At 38.4% G+C, this 25,128-nt stretch carries 26 protein-coding genes; 8 read left to right on the top strand and 18 right to left on the bottom strand.

Annotation, left to right across the window (positions count from 1 at the left end):
• The first annotated feature begins 282 nt into the window (after positions 1-282).
• On the top strand, positions 283-1,803 hold the full coding sequence (locus BMW36_RS04000; RefSeq protein ID WP_089739290.1) for a NarK family nitrate/nitrite MFS transporter: 1,521 nt from the start codon (positions 283-285) through the stop codon (positions 1,801-1,803).
• Positions 1,804-1,875: 72 nt separating this feature from the next.
• Here BMW36_RS04000 and BMW36_RS03995 read toward each other — a convergent pair whose 3' ends face one another.
• The 9 genes from BMW36_RS03995 to BMW36_RS03955 all read right to left on the bottom strand — a co-directional run bounded on the left by BMW36_RS03995 (position 1,876) and on the right by BMW36_RS03955 (position 10,613).
• On the bottom strand, positions 1,876-2,598 hold the full coding sequence (locus tag BMW36_RS03995) for an amino acid ABC transporter ATP-binding protein (protein ID WP_089739288.1): 723 nt from the start codon (positions 2,596-2,598) through the stop codon (positions 1,876-1,878).
• Positions 2,595-3,251, bottom strand: a complete 657-nt coding sequence (locus BMW36_RS03990) for an amino acid ABC transporter permease (protein ID WP_089739286.1) — start codon at positions 3,249-3,251, stop codon at positions 2,595-2,597. The genes BMW36_RS03995 and BMW36_RS03990 overlap by 4 nt, the downstream gene beginning before the upstream one ends.
• A 112-nt stretch (positions 3,252-3,363) precedes the next feature.
• Positions 3,364-4,167, bottom strand: coding sequence for a basic amino acid ABC transporter substrate-binding protein (locus tag BMW36_RS03985; RefSeq protein ID WP_089739284.1), 804 nt, complete (start codon positions 4,165-4,167; stop codon positions 3,364-3,366).
• Between the two features lie 236 nt (positions 4,168-4,403).
• Positions 4,404-5,309, bottom strand: a complete 906-nt coding sequence (locus tag BMW36_RS03980; protein ID WP_089739282.1) for an AEC family transporter — start codon at positions 5,307-5,309, stop codon at positions 4,404-4,406.
• Positions 5,310-5,327: 18 nt separating this feature from the next.
• On the bottom strand, positions 5,328-6,479 hold the full coding sequence (locus BMW36_RS03975) for an MFS transporter (RefSeq protein WP_089739280.1): 1,152 nt from the start codon (positions 6,477-6,479) through the stop codon (positions 5,328-5,330).
• A gap of 138 nt (positions 6,480-6,617) precedes the next feature.
• Positions 6,618-7,400, bottom strand: coding sequence for a CAP domain-containing protein (locus tag BMW36_RS03970; RefSeq protein ID WP_245711575.1), 783 nt, complete (start codon positions 7,398-7,400; stop codon positions 6,618-6,620).
• 59 nt (positions 7,401-7,459) lie between these two features.
• A complete protein-coding gene (locus BMW36_RS03965; RefSeq protein WP_089739278.1) occupies positions 7,460-8,443 on the bottom strand; it encodes a Gfo/Idh/MocA family protein in 984 nt (327 codons plus the stop codon).
• The gene (locus BMW36_RS03960) at positions 8,440-9,786 is read right to left on the bottom strand and encodes an MATE family efflux transporter (RefSeq protein WP_089739276.1); all 1,347 of its coding nucleotides are present in this window, start codon (positions 9,784-9,786) and stop codon (positions 8,440-8,442) included. The genes BMW36_RS03965 and BMW36_RS03960 overlap by 4 nt, the downstream gene beginning before the upstream one ends.
• A 17-nt stretch (positions 9,787-9,803) precedes the next feature.
• Entirely contained in the window at positions 9,804-10,613 is an 810-nt protein-coding gene (locus tag BMW36_RS03955) for a glycosyltransferase family 2 protein (RefSeq protein ID WP_089739274.1), read from the bottom strand.
• A 349-nt stretch (positions 10,614-10,962) separates the two neighbouring features.
• Here BMW36_RS03955 and BMW36_RS03950 point away from each other — a divergent pair, with 349 nt between their 5' ends.
• A complete protein-coding gene (locus BMW36_RS03950) occupies positions 10,963-11,193 on the top strand; it encodes a Fur-regulated basic protein FbpA (RefSeq protein ID WP_089739272.1) in 231 nt (76 codons plus the stop codon).
• A gap of 11 nt (positions 11,194-11,204) precedes the next feature.
• Here BMW36_RS03950 and BMW36_RS03945 read toward each other — a convergent pair whose 3' ends face one another.
• Positions 11,205-11,531 (bottom strand): MerR family transcriptional regulator, encoded by a 327-nt coding sequence (locus BMW36_RS03945; RefSeq protein WP_089739270.1) that lies wholly within the window; start codon positions 11,529-11,531, stop codon positions 11,205-11,207.
• Positions 11,532-11,750: 219 nt separating this feature from the next.
• Between BMW36_RS03945 and BMW36_RS03940 the strand changes: the two genes are divergently transcribed.
• Positions 11,751-12,038: a HesB/YadR/YfhF family protein gene (locus BMW36_RS03940; protein WP_089739268.1), complete on the top strand. Its 288-nt coding sequence runs from the start codon at positions 11,751-11,753 to the stop codon at positions 12,036-12,038.
• 88 nt (positions 12,039-12,126) lie between these two features.
• Here BMW36_RS03940 and BMW36_RS03935 read toward each other — a convergent pair whose 3' ends face one another.
• A complete protein-coding gene (locus BMW36_RS03935; protein WP_245711574.1) occupies positions 12,127-13,515 on the bottom strand; it encodes a vWA domain-containing protein in 1,389 nt (462 codons plus the stop codon).
• Between the two features lie 256 nt (positions 13,516-13,771).
• Here BMW36_RS03935 and BMW36_RS20700 point away from each other — a divergent pair, with 256 nt between their 5' ends.
• Positions 13,772-13,894: a hypothetical protein gene (locus BMW36_RS20700; protein WP_281242987.1), complete on the top strand. Its 123-nt coding sequence runs from the start codon at positions 13,772-13,774 to the stop codon at positions 13,892-13,894.
• A 79-nt stretch (positions 13,895-13,973) separates the two neighbouring features.
• Here the strand turns inward: BMW36_RS20700 and BMW36_RS03930 are convergent, their stop codons facing one another.
• The 3 genes from BMW36_RS03930 to BMW36_RS03920 form a co-directional block, all read right to left on the bottom strand.
• Positions 13,974-15,134, bottom strand: coding sequence for a family 43 glycosylhydrolase (locus BMW36_RS03930; RefSeq protein ID WP_089739266.1), 1,161 nt, complete (start codon positions 15,132-15,134; stop codon positions 13,974-13,976).
• A gap of 202 nt (positions 15,135-15,336) precedes the next feature.
• Positions 15,337-16,503, bottom strand: coding sequence for an aminotransferase (locus BMW36_RS03925; RefSeq protein ID WP_089739263.1), 1,167 nt, complete (start codon positions 16,501-16,503; stop codon positions 15,337-15,339).
• Entirely contained in the window at positions 16,500-16,994 is a 495-nt protein-coding gene (locus tag BMW36_RS03920) for an Lrp/AsnC family transcriptional regulator (protein ID WP_089739262.1), read from the bottom strand. Before BMW36_RS03920 ends, BMW36_RS03925 begins: the two co-directional genes overlap by 4 nt.
• A gap of 116 nt (positions 16,995-17,110) precedes the next feature.
• On the opposite strand from BMW36_RS03920, the gene BMW36_RS03915 reads away from it, so the two are divergent.
• The 3 genes from BMW36_RS03915 (at position 17,111) to BMW36_RS03905 (ending at position 19,023) form a co-directional block, all read left to right on the top strand.
• Positions 17,111-17,812, top strand: a complete 702-nt coding sequence (locus BMW36_RS03915; RefSeq protein ID WP_089739260.1) for a class I SAM-dependent methyltransferase — start codon at positions 17,111-17,113, stop codon at positions 17,810-17,812.
• A gap of 2 nt (positions 17,813-17,814) precedes the next feature.
• Entirely contained in the window at positions 17,815-18,636 is an 822-nt protein-coding gene (locus BMW36_RS03910; RefSeq protein ID WP_089739257.1) for a DUF2268 domain-containing putative Zn-dependent protease, read from the top strand.
• Between the two features lie 120 nt (positions 18,637-18,756).
• Positions 18,757-19,023 carry a hypothetical protein gene (locus tag BMW36_RS03905; protein ID WP_089739256.1) on the top strand — a complete coding sequence of 89 codons (267 nt, stop codon included), beginning with the start codon at positions 18,757-18,759 and terminating at the stop codon, positions 19,021-19,023.
• A gap of 178 nt (positions 19,024-19,201) precedes the next feature.
• Here the strand turns inward: BMW36_RS03905 and treR are convergent, their stop codons facing one another.
• The 4 genes from treR to BMW36_RS03885 form a co-directional block, all read right to left on the bottom strand.
• On the bottom strand, positions 19,202-19,915 hold the full coding sequence (gene treR / locus BMW36_RS03900) for a trehalose operon repressor (protein ID WP_089739254.1): 714 nt from the start codon (positions 19,913-19,915) through the stop codon (positions 19,202-19,204).
• Between the two features lie 15 nt (positions 19,916-19,930).
• Positions 19,931-21,613, bottom strand: a complete 1,683-nt coding sequence (gene treC, locus BMW36_RS03895) for an alpha,alpha-phosphotrehalase (protein ID WP_089739252.1) — start codon at positions 21,611-21,613, stop codon at positions 19,931-19,933.
• Positions 21,614-21,674: 61 nt separating this feature from the next.
• A complete protein-coding gene (gene treP / locus BMW36_RS03890; protein ID WP_089739250.1) occupies positions 21,675-23,120 on the bottom strand; it encodes a PTS system trehalose-specific EIIBC component in 1,446 nt (481 codons plus the stop codon).
• A gap of 168 nt (positions 23,121-23,288) precedes the next feature.
• A complete protein-coding gene (locus BMW36_RS03885) occupies positions 23,289-23,633 on the bottom strand; it encodes a hypothetical protein (protein ID WP_089739248.1) in 345 nt (114 codons plus the stop codon).
• Between the two features lie 157 nt (positions 23,634-23,790).
• On the opposite strand from BMW36_RS03885, the gene BMW36_RS03880 reads away from it, so the two are divergent.
• Positions 23,791-25,071: an MFS transporter gene (locus tag BMW36_RS03880; RefSeq protein WP_089739246.1), complete on the top strand. Its 1,281-nt coding sequence runs from the start codon at positions 23,791-23,793 to the stop codon at positions 25,069-25,071.
• The last annotated feature ends 57 nt before the right edge of the window (positions 25,072-25,128 follow it).

Raw genomic sequence — 25,128 nt, 5'->3', positions numbered from 1 at the left:
CTCCTGTCATTTCTTTTATCTTACCACGCTTTTTAAATTGGAAACAACTTAAGGTATTCAGTCCTTTTTTTCGCAAATTTCGAAACAAAAAAAGGTTGCCCTTTTTCCTGATAAAAGAAAATCAACTGACCTGACAGAAAATCTCACACTGCCATACAGCATTCTTTAGCGACAGAGCTATTCCTAAAAAATATCTGTTAATCAATCTTACAACAAGTCAGACGCAAACTAAGAAACATGTAAAAATAATACTAATTTAATTTACATGAGGAGTGTATTCGAATGACTATTGCTGATTTATTTAAATTTAAAAATGAACGTATTAAAGTTTTACATTTTACATGGTTTGCATTTTTCGTTGCTTTTTTCGCCTGGTTCAGTATGGCACCATTAGCAACTACTATGATGGCAGATATGGACTGGTTAACACCGCAGCATATTGCCGCATTAGGAATTTGTAATGTGGTATTAACCATTCCTGCACGGATCATCATTGGACAGTTGCTCGATAAATTTGGACCTAGAGCAGTTTACTCAGGTTTACTAATCATCATGTCTGTCCCGGCGATTGTATTCGCTTTTGGGGACAACTGGGCACAGCTTATGGTATCTAGGCTGGTATTGGGCAGTATTGGTGCAAGTTTCGTTATAGGTATTCGAATGGTGGCAGAATGGTTTCCTCCGAAAAATGTTGGCTTTGCAGAAGGCATTTATGGAGGCTGGGGCAATTTTGGTTCTGCAGCTGCAGCAATGCTGTTACCATGGTTCGCTTTAACCATACTGGGTGGAGATAATGGATATCGGTATGCTCTTGCATTTACCGGGGTCATTTGTTTTATTTATGGGATTATCTATTATATCTTCGTTCGGGATACACCAGAGGGAAAAACATTAATTAAACCTAAAAAAGCGGCAGCACTTGAAGTAAGCAGCTGGGGAGATATGATTCAGCTAATCTTATGGACAATACCTCTGGGAGGAGCTGTCGGGGTTAGTGCATGGAGACTGGAAGGATTAGGTTTTATCTCTGCTGAAAGTCTATATATTGTATATGGCGTCATTGGCCTAATTTTAATTTATCAGATTTATGCCATTTTAAAAGTAAATGTACCGATCCTGAAAAAAGGTGTTCCTGAACAAGATAAGTATAAATTCAGGAATGTAGCAGCACTCAATAGTACGTATTTTGCTAACTTCGGGGCTGAACTTGCGATCGTTTCGATGCTGCCAATGTTTTTTCAATTGACTTTCTCTTTGACACCTGCACAGGCAGGGTTAATTGCATCCTCATTCGCTTTCGTAAATCTGGTTGCAAGGCCGCTGGGTGGAGTTCTCTCCGATAGAATGGGCAGCAGGAGAAAAGTGATGCTGGTTTATATGGTTGGTATTTCGATTGGTCTTGTCTTAATGGGCTTCATGGATTCCAATTGGCCGCTTGTCCTGGCTGTGGCCATTACCATTCTAACCTCCATGTTCATACAGGGGGCAGAAGGAGCAACATTCGCTGTAATTCCTATGATCAAAAAGCGTGTGACAGGTCAAATTGCCGGAATGTCAGGAGCCTATGGGAATGTTGGCTCAACTATCTATTTAACTTTATATACATTCGTTAACCCGCAGCAATTTTTCTTTATCCTGGCAGGTGGCGCCTTCTTAAGTTTTGTTATCTGCTATTTTCTATTAGAAGAACCGAAAAATTCATTTGGTGAAGACTATTATTTAACGGATGATGAGCTGGAAGCGCAAAATACGTTAGCAACAGGGACAGATCTTAAAAAGCAGGTTATTATAAAAAAGTTTTAAACATTATTAATGGGGACTTTTGCAAGTTGCAATAGTCCCCATCCATCCTCTCATAAAACCGATAAAATTCCCTTAGAGCACCTTACTCAAAAACGCCTGTGTCCGCTCATGCTGTGGATTCCGGAATAGACTTTGGGGATCATTTTCCTCCACCACATAGCCTTGATCCATAAAAATCACACGGTCGCCCACTTCCCGAGCGAAGCCCATTTCGTGTGTCACCACAACCATTGTCATACCTTCCTGTGCCAGCTGCTTCATGACTTCCAGCACTTCACCAACCATTTCCGGATCCAAAGCAGAGGTCGGTTCATCAAATAGCATCACTTTTGGTTCCATCCCAAGAGCACGCGCAATAGCAACTCTTTGCTTTTGTCCGCCAGATAAAGACTCAGGATATACGCCTGCTTTATCTTCTAACCCTACTTTAGCCAACAATTCCAATGCTTTTTTCTCCGCATCTTTTTTATTCCACTTTCTAACAGTAATCATAGGAAGTGTGATATTTTGTAAAACGGTTTTGTGCGGAAACAGATTAAACTGCTGGAACACCATACCCACTTCTGCGCGCAATTTGTTAATATCGACTTTTTTATCTGTCAGCACTTTTCCATCAATCTCAACTGTTCCTTCTGTGATTGATTCAATTAAATTTAAACAGCGAAGAAACGTTGATTTCCCTGAGCCCGAGGGACCGATCACGACGACAACTTCTTTTTGCTTAATTTCAACATTTATATCTTTTAAAACTTCTAATTCTCCAAAGGTTTTCTTTAAATGTTTAACAGAAATCATTTGACATCAAACCTTCTTTCTAAATAATTAAGTAAATAAGTTAAGGAAAGCGTAAGGATTAAATATCCTACCGCAACGGCCAGGTATGGTTCCCAAAACACATAATACTGACCAGCTGCAGCTCTTCCCCAATACAACAGTTCAGGTGCTGCAATCATTGCACCAAGTGAAGAATCTTTTAATAAAACAATAAATTCATTTCCAAGCGGCGGAATGGAACGTTTAAATGCCTGTGGCAATAATACATAGCGCATCACCTGAAATTTTCTCATACCTAAAGAATGCGCAGCCTCAGCCTGACCCTTATCAATTGATTGTAACCCTGCACGGAAAATTTCTGCAACATAAGCAGATGAATTCAGTGAAAGTGTTACAATCACAGATGTAACTGCTGTTGTATCACCCAATACTGTCGGCAGAACCGCATAATGGAATAAAAATAATTGTACAAGTAATGGTGTTCCTCTCAAGAAATTAATATACCATACAAAAGGAATACGGATAATTGCTTGTTTCGACATCTTTCCTAGTGCGATAAAAAATCCTAATATACATCCAACTAATACACCAACTACGGACATTAATAGTGTTAGCAACATACCTTCTAAGAGAAAAGGTAAATATTCCATAATGATTTCAAACCTAAAATTCATCACGTTAACTCCTTTCTATATCCTATACTTTGCTGTTTGATTCCCAAAATTATACCCCGCATAACAAATAGAAAAGCGCAACGAGAAACCGCTACGCTCACATACAACTTTTTTATTGTAATGCTTCGATATTTGGTTCTGCACCAAACCATTTGTCGTACAATTCTGCATAGGTACCATTTTCAATTAATGTCTGTAATGCAGTATTAACATCTTCTGTAACTTCACTGCCTTTAGGGAACAAAATTCCATAAAACTCAGAGTCGAATGTGTCTGGATCTTCAATCATTTCCACTTTAGCATCTGGATTATTCTTCACATATTCATTTGCTACAACATTATCTGTTACTACGGCATCTACATCACCAGACTGCAGGGACATAAATGCTAATGTGTTGGCATCATATTTTGCAATATTCGGATGGTTTGCACCTAATATTTTTTCTGCAGCTTCTGCACCAGTCGTACCTGCCTGTACACCAACTTTAAGGTCTTGAATATCTTCTCCACTTGTAATATTCTCACCTTCACGGAAAACGATCTTATGTGTTGATTCAAAATATGGTGAAGAAAAGTCATACGATTCTCTTCTATCATCATTAATAGTAATACCTGCAATCGCAAGATCTGCTTCTCCGTTCTGAACAGATGCAAGCATTGACTCCCATCCTACATTCTGAATGTCATAATCATAGCCAGCTTCTTTCATCACGGCATCTAATAATTCAATATCAAAACCAGCTAATTCCCCTTTATCCAAGTAAGAGAAAGGCGCGAATCCCGCTTCTGTGACTACAGATAATGTGCCTTTACTGTTTTTGTCACTTTGGGCACTGTCTTCATCCGTACCTGTACCACAAGCAACCAACATAGCCAAAAATAAAACCGCTGTAATTCTAAGTAGTAATTTATACATAAATATTCACTCCATTTATTATTTATACATTTGATAATCATTATAATATAGTATATTTATACATAACACAATGGGTTTTATTAAATTCTTTATATTAAAAATATTCTGAAAACTATTTTGACTTTGAATACATTATACACTTAACCCAAAACAGGGGGTACCCTGAGAAAAGGAGAGAATAGTTCCTGCCATCTCCTGATTAGCCACTCTTTTAGGATATGTCCCCATGTTCCAAGCTATACAATAATAATTAAAAGAATTGGCAATGTAATAATGCTTAATATGGTTGTAACAAGGGTGGCACTTGATACAAAGTTGGGTCTTGCACCAAACTGGAGTGCATACATTGTCGTGTTTGCTGCTGTTGGCATTGCTGCCGTTAGGATCAGTATATCCTTTACCATCTCATCAACCGGTAATGGCAATGTAATTAAATAGGCAATAACTGGTGCGAGAATCAGCCGAAAGATAACGGATGTCGAAAGCTTGCCAATTTCCAGATCATTTAATTTAATCATCGCCAGCTGCATCCCTAATACTATCATGATAATCGGAATTGTCGCATCTGCTACCATATCTATCGCTGTCATCATCTGTTCGTCTATTTTTATTCCGCTAATATTTATTATTACCCCAAGAAAGGCACCGTAAACTATCGGTACTTTAATAACATCCTTTAATGGTGAAATCTTCACTTTTTCCTCTGATCCGCCACCCTTAGCAGCAACATATATCCCCACAGTACACATAATTAGTGTTTGCAATACCATCAGAATAATCGCATAATGAAAACCTTCTTCTCCAAAAACTAACAAAACGAGCGGTGTGCCGTAATTTCCATTATTCATAAAAACCGAAGCAAGAATAAATCCACTCTTTTCTGATTCACTCCATTTCCGAAAGTAACCGACAATGTAGCAAAATAACAGACTTAACAGGCACAGCGCCAGCAAAAAACCACCCAAGTAGATATAGTCCATATTTAAGTCATTTTCAACAAATGTCCGAAACGCCAATACAGGAGACATTAAATATAATGTAACTGTAGATATTGATTTGATATCCACTCGCAAGAATTTCATACCAATATAACCTACCGCAAATATACTAAAGATCGGTATAAGGACACCAATGAATTGCAATGTAATCACCTAATTTATTTATGATTTCCCGTAAGGAAAAATATGATAGAGCAAAATAAATAAAGCACCAGCCGCTGATGAGATACCCATAATGAAATATAACGTATCTCCGCCAAAGTTATCCATTATCATCCCGCCAGCTAATGAACCGATAATTCCTGATATTCCAAAAAAGACGGAGACAAACACTAAATGTCCTGTTGACTGCAATAACTTTGGTATAATTCTTGTTACATACTGAAATGCTGTTAAATAGAAGATACCGAAAGTTAAACCATGTAAAAATTGTAATGCCACAATCAGCACCGGATCTTCAAAGGAAGCATAGAGGAACCAGCGGATGGAGTAGAGCACTCCTGCCCCAATAATAAATATCAATGGGTGAAATTTACGGAACCACTTTCCCGCCGTAGCGTACACTATTGCTTCACTTGCAACTCCGGCGAACCAGGCAAAACCAACCAGTTGCTCAGATCCTCCAAGTTGTGCAATATATATCCCCATAAAACTGTCGTTTGCCCGGTGTGTGATAGTAATCAGCACAATCAAGCCAAGAAAGATGAGAAATGGCTTCTTTTTCATTAATAAACCGATATCATTAAACTGAACAGGTCTTGTCTCAACCTTCACATCAACTAATCTTGTACTTGACAGAAAAGCTGCCACTGCTAAAACTAAATATGGCCAAACCATGAGCTCAATTCCGATAATTTCTAGAATTTGACCAATAATTAATGAAGATGCAGCAAAACCGATGGAACCCCATGTTCTTATGGTTCCAAACGATATCCCCAATTGATCTGCTCGTCTTTGAGCAAGACTGTCTCCCAATGCTCCAATTGGCGCAGCAAAGAAGTGGTAAGTTGCTCCCAATGTTAATAACAAAGGTAATGTGGCCATCTGCAAGAAAAATGTGCTGCTGATTAATAATCCAATAAGGCAAATCATCAGTATACGCTTTACTGTTTGATATTTATCACTCATATATCCCCAGAATGGCTGTGAGAATATGGAAATGAGCGGACCAATAGCCATTACCCATCCAATCTCTGTTCCAGTTAACCCTCTAAATTGTAAATATAATGGTAAAAAACTAACAATTACTGTATTTGCTGCATGGAAATAAAACAACAGCATCTTCAGTGGTATCGTAGATCCCTCTTTCGCCATATCAATGGCCCCTTTCTCTACGGTGTATAATTTTCCCTGTGCATTAAAGTCTAATTATACGACTAATATGATGTAAAGAAAAGGTTATAATTTATGTAAAAAGATAAAAAAGCCGAACAACTTGTTCGACTATTGTTATTACTTCTTAATAAACATTTGGGTCCAGTAATCTCCGTCTGATTCGTAACCTACACCAATATGGGTAACTGCAGGATCCAGCATATTTCTTCTATGCCCCTCACTGTTCAGCCAGCTTTGGACAACTTGCTCAGGTGACTGTTGTCCTGCCGCAATATTTTCTGAAGCTTTCGTATAGTCTACACCAAAAGATCTAAGCATATCAAAGGGAGATCCATAAGTAGGTGAAGTATGGGAAAAGTAATTATTTTCTGCCATATCTTCTGATTTAGTCTGAGCAACACTTGCTAAATCTGCATCCAACTTAAGCGGACTTGCTCCATTTTCACTACGTGCTTTGTTCGTTAAATCAATTACCTGCTGTCTTACCTGATCAAGTTGACCACCATTCGGTGCTGGTGCAGTTTCTGCCTGATTGCCACCCTGCTGCTGGCCATTTTGCGGAGTTTGTTCATTCTGCTGCTGTTCATCTGGTCTCAAGCTATCTTGCTGATTTGGCTGATTATTCTGGTTCTGATTCTGATTACGTTCCCGGTAATTGAAATTACCATCATACTGATACTGCCTATTTTCAAATATATTCTGCTCTCTTCCAGGATTTACAGGGATTCTAAACCTGGTATCCTCAGCTATTTCCCTGTTATCAGCATCCTGCTCACCATTGAAACTAACATAATCAGGTTCAATGTTTTCTCCTTCCGTATCCTGCTGGGAAGTTTGGTTACAGGCTGCTAAAATCAAACAGAGACAAAATATAGCAATGTACATCAATTTATTGTGCATAATGGTTACCTCCATTTTATCTTAAGGTTCACCACTTACTATGCACATTTTCTAACTTATTATTCTAGATCATTTAACCCAATAACCTTTCCTTCCCTGATTGATTTTTGTGCTGCCATTGCCACTTTAAAGGATTGATATGCGTCCTGATATGGTGACATAATTCCTTTCCGGTCATCACTTCTCACAGCGTGGATAAAAGCTTTTGATTCCTCCAGATAGGGATTATTCTTCGCCTTAAACCATTCTTTCTTTTCTGCTCCTGCCACTTCAAAACTCTGCATTTGCCATGTTAATATTCCTTTATCTGTAAATGCCTTAATCCCTACATCTCCAGTTCCGTCAGGCAAAATGGATGTATTTGCAATTTGAACAATAATTCCATTTTCCATTGTCACTGTAAATGAACCAACATCTGCTACTGTAATGCTTGCATCTGTTTTAGCTTTTACATTCCTTGCTTCCTGTGCATAAACAGAATTCACTTCCCCGTATATAAACCGAATGAGATCGACCAGATGTGTTGTCTGTTCATTGAATTGGCCGCCTGATAAGCTTTGATCTCTCCACCAGTATACTGACGGCATTGATCCCATCCACCCGGCTGTAACCATGCCAGTTTTCACCTTTTCATTATAGCGCTTCCATTTTTCAACAACATCTGAGTACCGGAAATGATAGCCTACCGATGTTAAATGGTTTTTCCTTTCCACCAATTCATTGATTTCTCTCACAACTGCCAGATCCGTACCTAAAGGTTTTTCAATTAAAAACGGAATATTTTCCTCAATCAGCAACTTTTCGTAATGACCATGACTCATTGGCGGAACACAAATATAGACTGCATCCGGGCGGTCATTAGCAATCATTTCTTCTAATGACCCAAATCCTTTAGTTCCCGGGTTATCTGCTGCCAATTTTTCAGCTTTTTCTTTACTTGATCCTACAAATCCAACTACTTCCACTTCCTCAAGCTGTGACAAAATATGAAGGTGATGCTTTGTGAACCAGCCTGTTCCTATCAAACCAACTTTTACTTTCATTTCTCCACCTGCTCCCTGAATATTTGTTTAGATCGCCACTTGCCAAACCGATAATACAAATACGCTATTATACTGCTTACTATGAAGCTTACACCAATTCCGTATGCAATACCATTCTCACCAAGCCATTTTGAAAAAAGAAAGGATAATGGATAGCGTAATACCCAGAAAGACAGAAGATTGAGTATGAGCACCTGGTACATCGCGCCCGATGCTCTAACGATCCCGTTTAGCACAAAATTTATCCCTAAAAAAGGATAGAAAAAGGCTATGATCATTAGATACTTCGCGCCAAACGACACCGCCTCCTGTTCCTTGACAAACAATCTGATACCAAAATCAGCAAACAGTACAATCAAACCAGCAAATATTAACATAATAACCGCATTGTAAACTGTCGCATATACGGCAATTTTTTTCACACGGTCCCACTGCTTTATCCCTATGTTCTGTCCGGCCATACTATTCACTGCCGCACTTAGCGCATGGGCCGGTAACAGAAACAAACTGTCTAAGCGCTGTGCTGCACTATATCCCGCAACAACTGAAGAACCAAATGATGTAACGACACTCATTATTGCAGCCGATCCTGCAGAAATCACTGCCATCTGTAATCCAGACGGAATACCGAGATTTAATATTAATTTCACTTCACGCCAGTCTGGCTTTCTTGGCCATGTAAGGGGTACGAGCTCCTTTCTAATCATATACGATACACCGTAAAGAAAGGAAAAACCCTGGGATAATACAGTTGCCCAAGCCGCCCCTTCGATACCCATTTGAAAAACGGAGATCAGAAGTGGATCCAGAATGATATTTAAAATGACAGCAATCGTAACAAAAATCAGTGGTGTCTTACTATCCCCCATCGCTCGAAGGACAGTGCTGATAAAATTATAGCCAACTAAAAAAAGAATACCTGCAGCGTTAATTCTTAAATAGGAAGTCGCCTCTCCCATCATGGAGTCTGGTGTACCTAACAGATGAAGAATCGGTACTGCAAAACCAAATCCAAAAATCCCCATCACAATTGCCAATACAGTTAACGTAACAATAAAGGCATTGACGTAACTCGCCAGACTTTGCTCATTCCCCTTCCCCTTTTGCTGGGATAAAATGGTTAATGTTGTATTGTTTATTCCAATAATAAAAGAGAGAACAGTGAAAATCACTGTACCTGAAACTGCGACTGCCCCTAACGCTTCCGCCCCAAGCAAATTCCCTACCCACAAACTGTCTATAAATTGATAAGAAACCTGCAATAAATTGGAAAGCATGATCGGTGACGAAAAGTAAAACAAATCGAGCCATATTTTCCCTTTAGTAAAATCCCGTTGTCTCAATGTTGTATTGTCCCCCTTTATCCTTTAAGCCGTGAAGGAGGCATTTCACCATTCCATATTCGCTTGCTTTTAGATTCTCTTTCCTTTACCCCTGGTTCCTCTAACAATAAGAAAAAATTCTTTGTTGGAAGGTGACCCAAGTTATGCTTTTCCGCTAACAAATCCAGATATGGCCTCATTTTTCCTGTATTTTTAGACTGGTTATTTCCCGCATCGGAAAATTCGTACAATACGCTTGCAACCGGTAATCGCTTCACTCGGTAGGTACCTGCTACTCTCAAGAAGAAATCCCAATCCCAGTAATTTCGGACATTTTCATCAAAGGGGCCAATCTCCTTGTGAATAACGGACCTGTACATACTCCCTGAAGGAACATATGTGGAAAACTTGCGCATTGCTTCTAAATTAAAGTCATATGCAAAGAGCTTTCGGGATAAAGGGACTCTTCCACTCTCTGTCTCACGGTAATTGACGATTTCTACATCAGAATAAATAAAATCGTATCCCTCTGATTCGCTGAGCATTGTTTCCATATGTGTTGGTAAAATAAGATCATCATCATCCACTAACATAATCCATTCACCTTTTACATATGGAAGGGCCATATTTCTTGCACGAACATGATGCCCATTCTCCTTCAGGTTAATTAATCTGCATGATAAATCCGGGTATAGCTCAACAATGCGGGAGATATCCTGCCCGGCGTCATTTACGATAATCACTTCAAAGTCCTGAAAGGTCTGTTGGCATAAAGCCCCTAATAGTTCGGCAAGTGAAACCGGTCTGTTATATGTAGGAATAATAATTGTTACTTTAGGTTCTGACATTTATTTATTCTCCATTCTTTCTTTTTTGTTACATAAATGTGTAAAGTATGTAATTTCTATAAAATGTATGTAAAGTTTGTTGACATAAGCCATGACACCGTTAAAATGGAAGCATATAATTTAGGTATAACTTATAACAGTCCACTAATAAACCAAGCAAGATACCTCTATTATATATAAATCCTTATAGCACGGAAAACGATACGAATTCCAGACGATACATTACAATCATCTAACTTTATCATCACAATACAACTACAACTCACATATAGCATTATGGTTTAACATATAACAAAACTGGCAATACTTATCTTAGTGAAATGAAACTACAATAAGGAGGTTGGTAATAATGGCTTTTTTACGGGAAGCAGTCGAAAAACAGAAGGTCTTCTTAATTGAGCAGTTAATAGCAAGCGGAGAAGTAAAAGCAGATGACACAGAAATATATCATAAACCAATCAGTGAATTAGTACATGATTATGAAACATTTTGCATTGAATTTGAACAACGAAATCCTAACAGCTTTAAATTCACCAGATATAATCCTTATCAGGAAGAAGAGAAGCCAAGTCTTCATTAAGGCTTCTCTTTTTAGCGTTCCTTTTGAATACCGAACCTTGCGTTAATTTCTCCACGTAAAAGTTCACGACGCATTTTCTTTTCTTTTTTCTTTTCGGCACGAAGCATATCCTGTCTAATTTCATAGGTTTGCACTCCTTCTTCCCGCTTGTTAGCAATATCAATTAATAGCTCTACATCAGCAAAGGAGTATTTACGGTTGCCTTTCGCAGTTCTCTCAGGAAAAACGAGTTTTCTTTCTTCATAATAACGGATCTGTCTTTCCGATAAACCTGTTAATTCACTGACTACACCAATCGTGATCACTTTTCTAGTCTTATATGAAGGATTTTCGGCCAATTCGCACACCACCTGTGAATACTTACGTTTCTTTTAATCTATTACATTAAGTATACACCGTTCTAATCATTGAATATAAACATTTGTAAGAAAATCTGACAAACATTATCTGTCAGTTTCTAAGATGATGATAATTAGTGGAAACATTGGGCCGAATTCTGCTATATTATTGAAAGAATACTTAATAATAATCCATTACCGAAAAAGGGGACAGGTTATATGGAAATGTCTATTACTAAACCAGCAGCTAAATGGTTTATCAATGAACTAAATCTAGAAGAAAACGATGCCGTACGTTTTTTCGCAAGATACGGAGGTTTTGGCGGTGTACATAAAGGCTTCTCCCTTGCGCTGGATAAAACAGCACCTAATAATCCCGGCTTACAAGTGAAAGAAGAGGGTGTTTTATTTTATGTTGAAGAATCCGATATATGGTACTTTGACAACAAAGATTTTCACATTAAATACTCACGCAAATTCGATGAAATAGATTATGTTATTAAGTGAGAATTTTGGCCAGCAAGGTGTTTCAGACTGCAGAGGCAGTGTCAGGCATTTAAAAAGCGGAGAGTCTCTGCCACTCTCCGCTTTCTTATTACTGTGAATTTTTCTTATCAATTGTTTCTCTTATCTTCTCATTTCCCTCATCAACATACTCTCTATACTCAGCATTCCCGTTATCTACACTTTCTCTATATAATTTGTTGCCTGAATCCACTGCATATCGCCATATTTCATTTGAATAATCAACAACGAGACCAAATACCTGATTGGATGGATGGTGATAATCATCAAAACGATCCTCCAGGTATTGCTGGGCAGCTTTTAATCTTTCTTTTTCCCTGCTGGACTTATCCTTCATTTGTTGTTTTGTATCATATGCTAACTCTTTTTTCTGCTCTTTCAATTCATACGATTGCGACTTGCCCTCCTGCTTCCAATCATACCAAGCTTGTTGTATTGCTTCATATTGTTCTCTCATATATTTCTTCAGCTCTCGGTCTGAATCGACGTAAGTAAATTCTCCATTTCCTGCATCCGCAACCTCTTTTAACAATTGCTGTCCTTCATCATCTACATCAAAGCCAATAATATTAACAACCGTCTGGATGCCTTTTTCCACAAGTTGCTCTGCTGCCTGAACTGGATTTCCATCGCATGTTTCGATACCATCACTCACTATATAGACGACTACTTCTTCTGCTTCTTCAGGGATATCTTCCTCACTTGATTCGATTGCTAAAGCTATCGGTGTATATCCTGACGGGTAAATTTTGGACAGTGATTTTTCAAATAAATCCGCATCATACCCGCCACTATAAATATTTTCTGTACTGCTGCATGACAGTTCCTTATCTTCACTTTCACTTGTACCTTCGTGTCCGTATACCCTTATAGAAACGGTAGCATTTCCGGGTAAAGCTTCTGCAAAACTGGTAACCGCTTCTTTTGCCGATTCCCATTTTTTCTTGCCATCTATTTCTTGATGCATACTGCTGCTTGCATCCATTAATATAGCATAATGAGCAGTTTTCATTGTAGGAGAATCAACTGTTTCATCAGGACGGGCAATTTCCACATTGATCTCTGTATCGAAATTGACAATAGTATCTATTTCCTCATGATAGTCTTCTGCAAGTAAATATACCAGCTCATTTAAATATTGCTCTGCTGTCAAATCATCGGGTAATTTATCAATTTCTTGTTTTACTGCCTCTTCTTCATAGTTATCCCCACTATATTTACCAGGTTTGCGAAGAAGCTCTTGTTCCAGTTCTGTAAGCGGACGAGCCATCTCTTCCAATTCATAGTAACTGAATTCACTTTCCGAGAAAGCTTCCTTATTACTCTCCGCATCTTCATTTTCTACTTCCGTTTCATCATTTGTTTCCTCATTGCTTGCTGCTCCTCCTTCTTGTTGTGCGCTACAGGCAGTTAACAGCACTAATCCAAAAACCAGAAAAATAAGGACTTTTTTCATCATCTACGTTCCTTCCCTAAAAAATCATAGAAATACAAATATATGTTAATGGAGTGACTGAGAATGATCAATTTCTCATAATCCGCTACATTTTTCTTTATACACTGTTATTCTTGGAAATACTTCCATTTACATGCATTCTCTCAAAGTTGATTTTGATTCCCTGCTACTACTCTTCACACAATATTCATGGAAAAAGATAGGTATATGGACAGAGTTATGTCCCTTAAAATGCTGGGACAAAAGATATTTACTAAAGATGAATTTATTTGCCAGAGTTGCGGTATTCAGAGCATTAGGTGGGGGCTGGAAAACAAAAGGTAAAGACAACGTAAATCGTTTCTCAGGTGAATTTGTGGAAGTTTACCGTACGGACCAGTAATAAAAAAATGGTTCCTGGCAAAGGTTTGCTTCGGAACCATTTTTTATTTTAGTTAGTTGTATTTCCATCTTTGATCAATTTATTCAACTGTTACCTTTGCTATTGCTTTATGTTCAGAGAAATCCAGCGTATAGCCAGGCTCGCCAAAGTACGGGAACCCGTCTTTTGTCCAGAATAATCGTTGGATTCTTGCGTGGCGATTATGATCATATAATGGGTTCTCTGTGTTGAATCCTTTATATGGACGAGCGTGATAAATAATTAATTCATAGCCATTTTCATCAACCGAAAAGCTATTATGTCCAGGCCCGTACTCACTGTTTCCATCATGCGATACCATAACAGGCTGCTTTGTTTTCTCCCAGGAAGCCGGGTCTAACAGATCGCTGTCGACATCAGCGTACAATAAACCTACAGAATAATTTTCATCTGTAGCGCTCGCAGAGAATGCTATAAAGATTTTCTCATCATTCTTAATCATGGCAGGACCTTCATTTACATCAAAGCCAATTGTTTCCCAATCATATTCAGGCGTAGATAAAAACACCTGCTTTTTAATTGTCCATGGATTTTCCATTTCAGCAATGTACAGATTAGAAATTGTATCATTCTCTACTTTTTGTGCCCAAACTAAGTACCTCTTGTCATTATGCTCGAAAGTGGTCGCATCTAAAGAGAAACTCTGAAATTCTGTATTTACTTGTCCCTTCTCAACCCACTCACCCTCTAACGGGTTTTCTGCATCACACTCCAACACATATGGACGAATTGCCCATACATCATCTTTGTCCCCAGCAGCTACATGAACATACCACTTTCCATCAATAAAGTGAATTTCCGGTGCCCATATATGTTCTGACATGATTCCTGATTCATGCTTCCACCAAATAACCTTTTCTTCTGCCTGCGGTAATTCATCAATCGTTTTTGCACGGCGTAATACAACTCGATCATATAACGGATAGGAACCGGTAAAGTAATAATACCCGTCCGTATGTTTATAGAGGTATGGATCTGCACGTTGCTCTATAAATGGTTTAGGATAATCTTTATGTTTAATTTTCCCTTCAATTTCATATGTGCCCTTGTTATTCAATGTTTCTGCAGAAGGAACTTCCCATTCCACATCGAATGGTGCCGTAATATTTTCATCTAAATCAACTAATATCTGAGTAGGCAATTGAGGTGTTTCCCCATTACTAACTGTTAATTCTATATCGTGAATACGCTTAATTTCCATCTCTGACATCCTCTCTTTTCTCTATAAGCTTATTATAAACAATCCAACTTGTACTTACAACTATTATTTAATAGCTTTATAAAACGAACTTATCCTAACGAATTCTCTTTCGAGTTGTTTATAAGTATGATATTTCAGTGCAGTGATAAATTTCCTTACTAAAAAAACCAGCAAACCTTTTTCAGGTGCTGGTCTTTGACTATTACTTGATATGATTTTCTACAAAACGACTCATTCGCTTCATTGCTTCATCTAATTGTTTAATAGAGGTTGCATAAGAACAGCGGATATATCCTTCTCCGCTTTCTCCAAATACATTACCCGGTACTACTGCTACTCTTTCTTCAGCTAACAGCTTTTCTGCAAATTCTTCCGAAGACATTCCGGTTGCCTTTATTGAAGGAAAAACATAAAATGCTCCACCTGGCAAATGACAACTCAATCCCATTTCGTTTAATGCTTTTACAACAAAGTTCCGACGTTGGCGATAGCTTGTTGTCATGTTGTCCACACTATCTCTGCCGTTTCTCAGTGCTTCCAATGCGCCATGCTGAGCCATTGTTGGCGCACACATAATCGTATATTGATGGATTTTAGTCATTGCCTGAATAATATCGGTTGGTCCTGCTGCATAGCCCAGGCGCCAGCCAGTCATTGCAAACGACTTGGAGAAACCAGATATTAAAATCGTTCTCTCTTTCATTCCATCTATTTCAGCTAAGCTTGATGCTTTTTCATCATATGATAATTCCGCATATATCTCATCAGATATGGCAATTATGTCATGGTTACAAAGAACTTCTGCGATATCCGCTAACTCTTTTGCATTCAGTACAGCTCCCGTCGGGTTATTGGGACTGCATAGAACAATGGCTTTTGTTCTTTCTGTTACAGCAGCTTCTATTTGTTCCGGTGTTACTTTAAAAGCATTTTCACTTGTGGCACTTACTGTAACTGGCACACCTCCTGCCAATATGACAGCAGAACTGTAAGCTACAAAGCATGGTTCCACAATAATTACTTCATCACCGGGATTAAGAAGCGCACGTAGCGCAATATCAATTGCCTGACTTGCTCCTACAGTTACTAGTACCTGTTCTTCGGGATCATATGAAACGGAGAAATAATCCTCTAGATATTCACTAATTGCTTCACGTAACTCAAGTAACCCAGCATTTGCGGTGTATGCCGTATATCCTTGTTCCAGGGAATGATAACTTGCTTCAATTACATTCCATGGTGTAACAAAGTCTGGTTCCCCTACACCGAGGGAAACGACATTCTCCATCTTTGATGCTAAATCGAAGAATTTTCTAATTCCAGATGGTTTTAAATCCTGAACCTGTTTAGCTAAATATTGTGAACTCATGGCGACACCATCATTCTTTTATCATCATCATCTTCATCGAAAATAATTCCGTCATGTTTATATTTTTTCAAAATGAAGTGGGTAGTAGTAGAGATAACAGTATCTAATGTGGATAATTTTTCTGAAACAAACCTGCTTACTTCCATCATTGTTTTCCCTTCAACAGAGACACTTAAATCGTACGCACCTGACATCAGGTACACTGCCTTTACCTCAGGAAAGCGGTAGATTCTTGAAGCAATTTTATCGAAACCTACACCTCTTACCGGAGTTACCTTCACATCAATAAGTGCAGCTACCCCTTCATATTCATATACATTGGACCAGTCCACTAATGTGGAATAACCTAGAATCGCGTGTTCTTTCTCTAATTTCACAATCATTTCTTCTACTGTTTCCGGATCTTCATCAATCATCTTACTAATCGTAATTGTATCAAGTCTTCCATTCTTCTCTAACAGTTTCAGTAATTCTATCTCTTTTTGTTCCAATCCATTCACCTTCTTTAAACATTGAGTATACACTAACTTATAACAATTATATTTAATCTTACTACAATTCCACCTAAATATAAACCTTCACTTTTGGCGAAAGGACGGTACGTATTGTGCTTAGTTATCAGGAATTATTAGATCGGTTAGGAATGAGCCATGCCCATCCAGGGGGCAGAGCTGCTACTGCAAAATGGATGGATCAGCTTTCCTTTTCCAGTATGAACAGCATTTTAGAAATTGGCTGTGGTGTCGGCGAAACATTGCTTTCACTCCAGCAAAGAACGAATACGGAAATTATTGGTTTAGACAACAGCAAGCAAATGGTCAATCACGCTAAAAAAAACACAGCATCACATTCCTCAATCAGCGTATTTGAAGCTAATGCAGAGGACTTACCTTTCGATGATGAAAAATTTACTCTTATCATTTGTGAGTCAGCACTTTCTTTTACAAACACAGTAAAGAGTCTTAAAGAGATTTCCCGTGTATTAACGCAAAACGGGAAGCTAGTTTTGCTGGAAATGTTGGCAGCCCCGGACTTGGATCAGCTTGACAAAGAGATAATCCAGGATTTTTATCACATTCCAAACCTTTTCAGTCGTTTTGAATGGTTAAAGTTACTGTTGGATAGTGGGTTTAATGAAGTGAGGCTTGCAAAGATAAGTAAACACAACAAAGACAGTACGCCCGCAAATAAACAGATCCTTTGGACAGATTCGATGCTTGCGACAATTGGAAAACACTATCAGATAAATGAGCAATACAGCGAGCTGCTGCATGCCTGTTTATTTGTTGCAACAAAGACAGGTGATTAAAAATGACTGTACACTCGACTAATAAATGGATACAGCAGTATGTGGATAGTCATTCAGGAAATATGGCCGACAAGTGGAAATATCATAAAGACTTGATTTGCAAACCAGTCAGCAAGTATTTTACTAATACCAGCATCCTTTCCCTGCAGGATCACTTACTTCGTCACGGCCTGTTTCCACCGTCACCCGAGGATGAAGAACTCCTTCGTAAATGGTTAAAGAAAAAGTATTTCCAGTTGGTTGAAAATCTTTATGAAAAATACCGCAGTTCCTGGAAAGGCCCTTCTGCCAATATTTTCATTTTCCCTTCTAATCCTTTCAGTAGGGATCTAACAGAAAAATTCTCCGGCTGTACTGGTTTAAGTTACCCAAAGCATCTGTTTCTTTTCTTAAGTAATCAGGCCAAAGTAAAACAGATTACTGCATTGTTCCTTCATGAGTACAGTCATACTTGCCGACTCCAATACTTCAGCAAGCCGGAAGCTGAATATACTCTATTGGATGCCATTATTCTGGAAGGTATTGCTGAATACATTGTAAGAAAGAAACTCGGAGAAGATTCAGGGAATGACTGGATTAATCAATATTCCTCTATGGAAGCAAAAGAATATTATGAAAAATGGATCAAGCCGAATATAACTATCACACGCACTCATCCCAAGCATGATTTACTCATGTATGGTAACAGGCACGGGATTCCGCAGAACCTTGGTTACCATATTGGTTATTATATACTTACCCAATTTACAAAAGACAAAGAGATTTCGATTAACGATATTCTTTATATGGAAAACGATGTCATTCTAAAAGATATTAACCTTTGAGGCTAGCGTTAAATATACTGTAAGTTAATTGATGAACTTGCCGGGGAATATATGTCCATCCCAATCCCCTGTTTGTGCATAATGTATAGTAGTCACACAATGAGAGGGGTATGTATCTTTATGTCAAGACATTATGATTTTTGTTGTCAAAATATAGGTCGACCGGTAAGGGTAGTTACAAAAGACGGGCAAGTACACAAAGGAGTAATTCACCGTGTTAACCGGTCAAAAGTCTTCTTGGCACCAATGGAAGGAAATCGTCCGGGTGGGTACGGGATTGGATATTACGGCTACCGCCCATATGGCGGCTATCCATGGGGTTTAGGTGTCGGAATAGCATTAGGAGCAATTGCCACGATCGCATTTCTGCCATTTTTCTTCTGGTAATATCAAGACTCTGGATAGTTAAAAAGCCGAAAGATTCCACTAGTCATTTGAAATCTTTCGGCTTTTTTAATTTTCACATTAATGGTGGATAACTCTATAGTCCCACCCCTAATATGTCCACAATCTGTGTATAAGCTGTATATAACATACGATCTTCACACCAACTTGTGATGACGCTTCAGCGGCTTCTTCTCGCGAAATCGACGAAGCGGAATTTGTCAGGTCTGTGGCGAGACTCTGTGTACTGGAATAAACTGGCGTCATCCAGGTAGACATGATTTTTAATAACCACTATGTTATGAAAACCATCTAAGTCCAGCAGCGAGCGGTCTTCCTCTGTCGGTTCTTCGACTATAATCTCTTTTTTAGCAAAACTGATCGTTAAGCCTAATTGTTGTTCAATATAGGCATAAATGGAGTCCTTCGCTATTTCGGCAGTTATAAGTGGTACATATTTTGCCACAAGAAAGTCCTTATCAAAAATAATTCTGTTACCTGAAAATGACCTTGTGCGGCTTATTTGCCATACCTGCTCTGATGGTTTGATCTTCAATTGTCTGCAAATGTCAGCAGGCGGTTTTATTAATTCACACGAATGAACCAGTGTTTCAGGCTTTTGGCCGATTTTCTCTGCAACTTCTTTAAAGCTGACAAGTCCAGAAACCGGAAAGTCGAATTTACTCCTGTCAATGACAAGAGAGCCTTTTCCTCTGATTTTTTGAATGTAACCATTTTGGGCAAGTAAGGTCAATGCCTTCCGAATTGTTTCTCTTGATGTACTGTAAACGGCGGTTAACTCATTTTCTGAAGGTAAAAACTGATTCGGTTTATATGCTTCCTGCTCAATCTGTTTGACCATTTCCTGGTAAATAATCATATACTTGTTTTGCATGATGGAGATCCTCATTTATTTCTTCTGATAATAAACAAATGACTCATATGGCCGAAGTTCTGTATTATTGACACCTTTTTTGCTATCAGGGTAATTTGATAATATTACTTCTCCAGAGCCATCATATATATTTCTATCATCCGGTAGTGTAAATTGGACATTTTTATCATAAAAATTGTTTACAACTAACATCCATTCGTCTTCATTCTCTCTTATATAAGCAAAAATTGCAAGATGTTCAGGCAGGAGCAACTGATAGTCGCCATCCGTAATGACCTGGTAATCTTTTCTTAAAGAAATAAGCTTCCGATAGTGATGGAAGATCGAATCAGATTGAGAGACGGCCTTTTCTGCATTAATCAATTGATAATTATCTGCAACATTGATCCATGGTTTCCCTTTAGTAAAACCGGCATTTTCCCGATCATCCCACTGCATTGGTGTCCTGGCATTGTCCCTGGACTTTTCTTTTAAAATTTCCAATATTTCTTTTGGCGGCATTCCTTCGGCCTTTTTTATTTTATACATATTCAATGATTCTACATCCCTGTATTGATCAATCGACTCAAACCCAGGGTTAGTCATCCCTATTTCTTCTCCCTGATAGATATAAGGTGTTCCCTGCATTAAATGGATGGTTGTTGCTAACATTTTCGCTGACTCCTGATGATATTCCGCGTCATTCCCAAATCTCGATACAACTCTTGGCTGGTCATGGTTACACCAGAAGAGTGCATTCCAGCCCCCGCCCTTTTGCATTCCGATTTGCCATTTAGAAAGAATTTGTTTTAATTTTAAAAAGTCAAATTCTGCTTTAGTCCATTTTTCTCCATTAGGATAATCAACTTTTAGATGATGGAAGTTAAAAGTCATGTCCAATTCATCATTTTTTGGATTGGAATATTGAATACAATCTTCTAAAGTGGTTGATGACATTTCTCCAACTGTCATTGTCTGACGACCTTTGAAAACTTGCTGATTCATTTCATGCAGATATTCGTGCACCTTTGGCCCATCTGTGTAAAATTTCCGACCATCTCCTGGTGGAACTGTACCATCATCGTCAGGGAATTTCTGATCCTTTGATATAAGGTTGATTACATCTAAACGAAACCCATCGACACCTTTATCCAACCAGAAATTCATCATCTGATAAACTTTTTCACGAACTTGTGTGTTTTCCCAATTCAGATCGGCTTGTGTCACATCAAACAAATGAAGGTAATACTGATTAGTTTCTTTATCATACTCCCATGCCGAACCGCCAAATTTTGACCGCCAATTTGTTGGAGGATTATTTCCATCCCCATCCATCCAAATATAAAAGTCCCGGTATGGACTTTGGATGGAGGTTCGTGACTCTTTAAACCACTTATGTTCTGTAGAGGTATGATTTACTACGATATCCATAATCACCTTTATGTTTCTATTGTGGGCTTCGTTAAGCAACTCTTCCAAATCATCCATTGTTCCATATTCAGGATGTATAGAAAAGTAATCAGAAATGTCATACCCATTATCATTTTGAGGCGAAGCATAAACAGGTGTCAGCCAAATAACATCAATCCCTAATTCTCTCAAATAATCTAATTTACTGATAATTCCCTGAAGATCCCCAACACCATTCCCTGTAGTATCACAGAAACTTTTCGGATAAATTTGGTAAACAGCGGACTTCTTCCACCACTTTTCTTCCATTTGAAACATCCTTTCCTTTATATAGCAAAAAGAGAGAGTGAGTACCCTCCCCTTATTTTGTTTATTTCACTTTTCCGAGTCTTTTATATGCATCTTTACCTATTTTTGTTTTTGCTAATATTACTGTTAAAATAAACGGCACCACAATCGCCACTACCATTGCAACACAAAACATTAAAATATGCGCAACCTGGATGGATAGTACACCAGGAAGACCACCTACACCGATAGAATTCGCTGTCACTCCTGAGCCAACAGAGATAACAGCAGCTATTGCTGACCCTGTAATTCCAGCGAAAAATGGGAAAAGGTATTTTAAATTAATACCATACAATGCAGGCTCCGTTACACCTAGGTAACAAGAAATGGCTGCAGGTACGGAAACTTGCTGTTCCTGTTTGTCTTTCCGGTTTAAGTAAATCATCGCAACAACAGCTGACCCTTGAGCAATATTAGATAGTGCAATCATCGGCCATAATATGGTCCCATCAAAGTCACTCATTAACTGCAAGTCGATCGCATTTGTCATATGATGAAGACCTGTAATAACCAGCGGGGCATAGGCGAAGCCAAATATTGCTGCAAATAACCAGCCAAATCCTGAGGTTAAGCCAGAGTAAACAACATTAGAGATCCATGAACCAATTTCCCATCCTATCGGTCCTAATACAACATGTGCAACTAATACTGCCGGGATAAGTGCAAAGAACGGAACAAAAATCATGGAAACAACACTTGGTATAACTTTACGTAACCATATCTCTAAATAGGCTAATACGAATCCGGCTAAGATTGCGGGAATAACTTGCGCCTGATATCCAATCATATCAATCTGGGCAAAACCAAAATCCCAAAACGGAATCGATTCAGCTCCTGCTACGTCATACGCATTTAATAACTGCGGGGAAACCAGTGTAATACCTAATACAATTCCAAGAACTTGAGTTGTCCCCATTTTCCTTGAAATGGCCCAAGTAATAGCTACCGGGAGGAACTGGAATATAGCCTCACCTATTAACCAGAGAAAATCGTACAATCCTTGTAAAAATTGAGAGCTGTCCGCAAAAGTTTGCATGCCTTCCTGATCCGTATCTACATCAATACCGCCAATGACATTCCGAAAACCTAGAATAAGACCACCGACAACTAATGCTGGAATAATCGGTGTAAAAATTTCTGCAAGGTGTGATACCATCCGCTGTAAAAAGTTCATATTTTGCTTAGCAGCTTGCTTTGCATCGTCTTTGGAACTATCCCCCACACCTGCAATTTTTGTAAACTCATTATAGAATGAAGCAACTTCATTTCCAATAATCACCTGAAACTGACCACCCGATGTAAAAGTTCCCTTCACAAGACCTATTTCTTCAATCGCTTTCACATCTGCCTTGTCATTATCATTAAGCACAAAGCGCATTCTTGTTGCACAGTGAGTGACTACAGATATATTTTCACTTCCACCAACTTTTTCAAGTAATTCTTTTGCTGGTTCCGTATATTTACTCATGTTCATACCTCCTCGACGTCATGTATATACAAGTTACTTGATTGCGTTTTCATTGTATCTTGTATATACATGTTTGTCAATAAAAAAATATAAGTATTCCTCTTTCTAAATTTTCCAATATGTATGAAAGGAAGCTTCCGTAACAAAGCTCCCTTCCCATACTTCCAGTTACAGATCAACTGTTTTCTTATCAACATATCCGTCACTTTTCATGATTACATGCAAGGCTTCTTCAAAGTCTTCTTCTTCCACATTAAATTCAATTGTATACTCTCTTGGCGAATCATCATTGACTTCCTGCCCATTATCATTCGTGATGGATGCAACAAATCCGTTACCGCCAACACTGCTTGAGGTGCTGCTGTTGTAGGCTAATGGTGTCAATAATAAAGTTTGCGAAGCATCCGGTAAATGATCAATGCGTATATCACTTGTTTTTAATTTTACTAAATCCGTTTTTACTGACTCTGCATCATCTTCTGTTTTAAAGAATGCTTGTAGAAATTTAGCCACAGAACATCTTCCTCTCCATTATATTTGTTGTAAATAATGTACCCATTTCGACTCATTTCGAAACCGAAAGTAAATTTTATCTAAATTTTCACTCATAAACCGAGATCTATTTTCTTCCATTTAGTAAAATAAAGAAAAAAGGCGGGTGAAGGAATGTATGAAGTTTTTTAATAAACAGGAAAAAAGCTGGATGATGTATGATTGGGGAAGCTCTGCATTTTCAGTCATTATCACAACAGCAATCTTTCCGATATATTTTAAGGCACAAGCTGCAAATGTCGGTGTTGAGAACCACGATTCAACAGCCTACCTGGGATATACTATAGCCATGTTTACGTTTATTCTAGCGATGATTGGACCAATTCTCGGAACAATTGCAGATTACCAGGGGTTTAAGAAAAAATTTTTCCTCAGTTTTGTGGGATTGGGAGTGTTCTCAACAGGTGCCTTGATATTTGTACCGGAAGGTGAGTGGCTCCTCCTGCTTATTTTCTATACCCTGGCTTCTCTCGGATCCACAGGTGCTAACGTTTTTTATGATGCTTTTTTAGTTGATATTACAGATGATAGCAGGATGAATAAAGTGTCAGCCAGAGGGTTTGGTCTCGGGTACATAGGAAGTACAATTCCATTTATTATTAGTATCTCGGTCATCCTTTTAGCACAACAGGGAATTTTGCCAATCTCCAGTGTGATGGCCAGCCGTATTGCATTTTTAATTACATGTATCTGGTGGGCTGCTTTCGCCATTCCAATGATTAAAAATGTGGAGCAGGTTTATTTTATTAAGCGAGATCCAAAGCCGGTAAGACAAAGCTTTCGGCGACTATTCCAGACTATTAAAGATATTAAACAATATAAATACCTGTCCATCTTTTTAGTTGCCTATTTCTTTTACATAGATGGTGTCGGTACAATTATCTCTATGTCAACCGCATACGGATCGGACGTTGGCCTTGATGCTACCTTGATGTTAGTCGTACTACTGGTTACACAGATTGTTGCCGCACCGTTTGCCGTATTATATGGTAAATTAGCTGATCGCTATTCAGCAAAATTAATGATCTTCGTTGGATCATTCGTCTATATTATTGTCTGTATTAATGGGTATTTCCTTGAGACAGCAATGGACTTTTGGGTGCTTGCAATGCTGGTCGCTTCATCACAGGGAGGGCTTCAGGCATTAAGCAGGTCTTATTTTGCAAAATTAATACCAAAAGAAAAGGCAAACGAGTTTTTTGGGTTTTATAACATTTTCGGTAAATTTGCCTCCATTACAGGACCACTCATATTGGGAGCAACTTCCCAATTAACCGGAAATTCAAATGCGGGTATATTAAGTCTTATTGTTTTATTTGTAATAGGGATGATCGTTCTCGCATTTGTACCCTCTGATAAAAAGATAGAAATGCCTATAGAGATACCCCGACGAGCTTAGAAATTGTCGGGGTACTTTTTTTAGGGAGCCAACCTATCTAAAATAAGCATTAATTAT

This window comes from Gracilibacillus ureilyticus, from assembly GCF_900111195.1.
GTDB lineage: Bacteria > Bacillota > Bacilli > Bacillales > Amphibacillaceae > Gracilibacillus > Gracilibacillus ureilyticus.
This window is presented reverse-complemented; position numbering and strand designations above follow the sequence as displayed.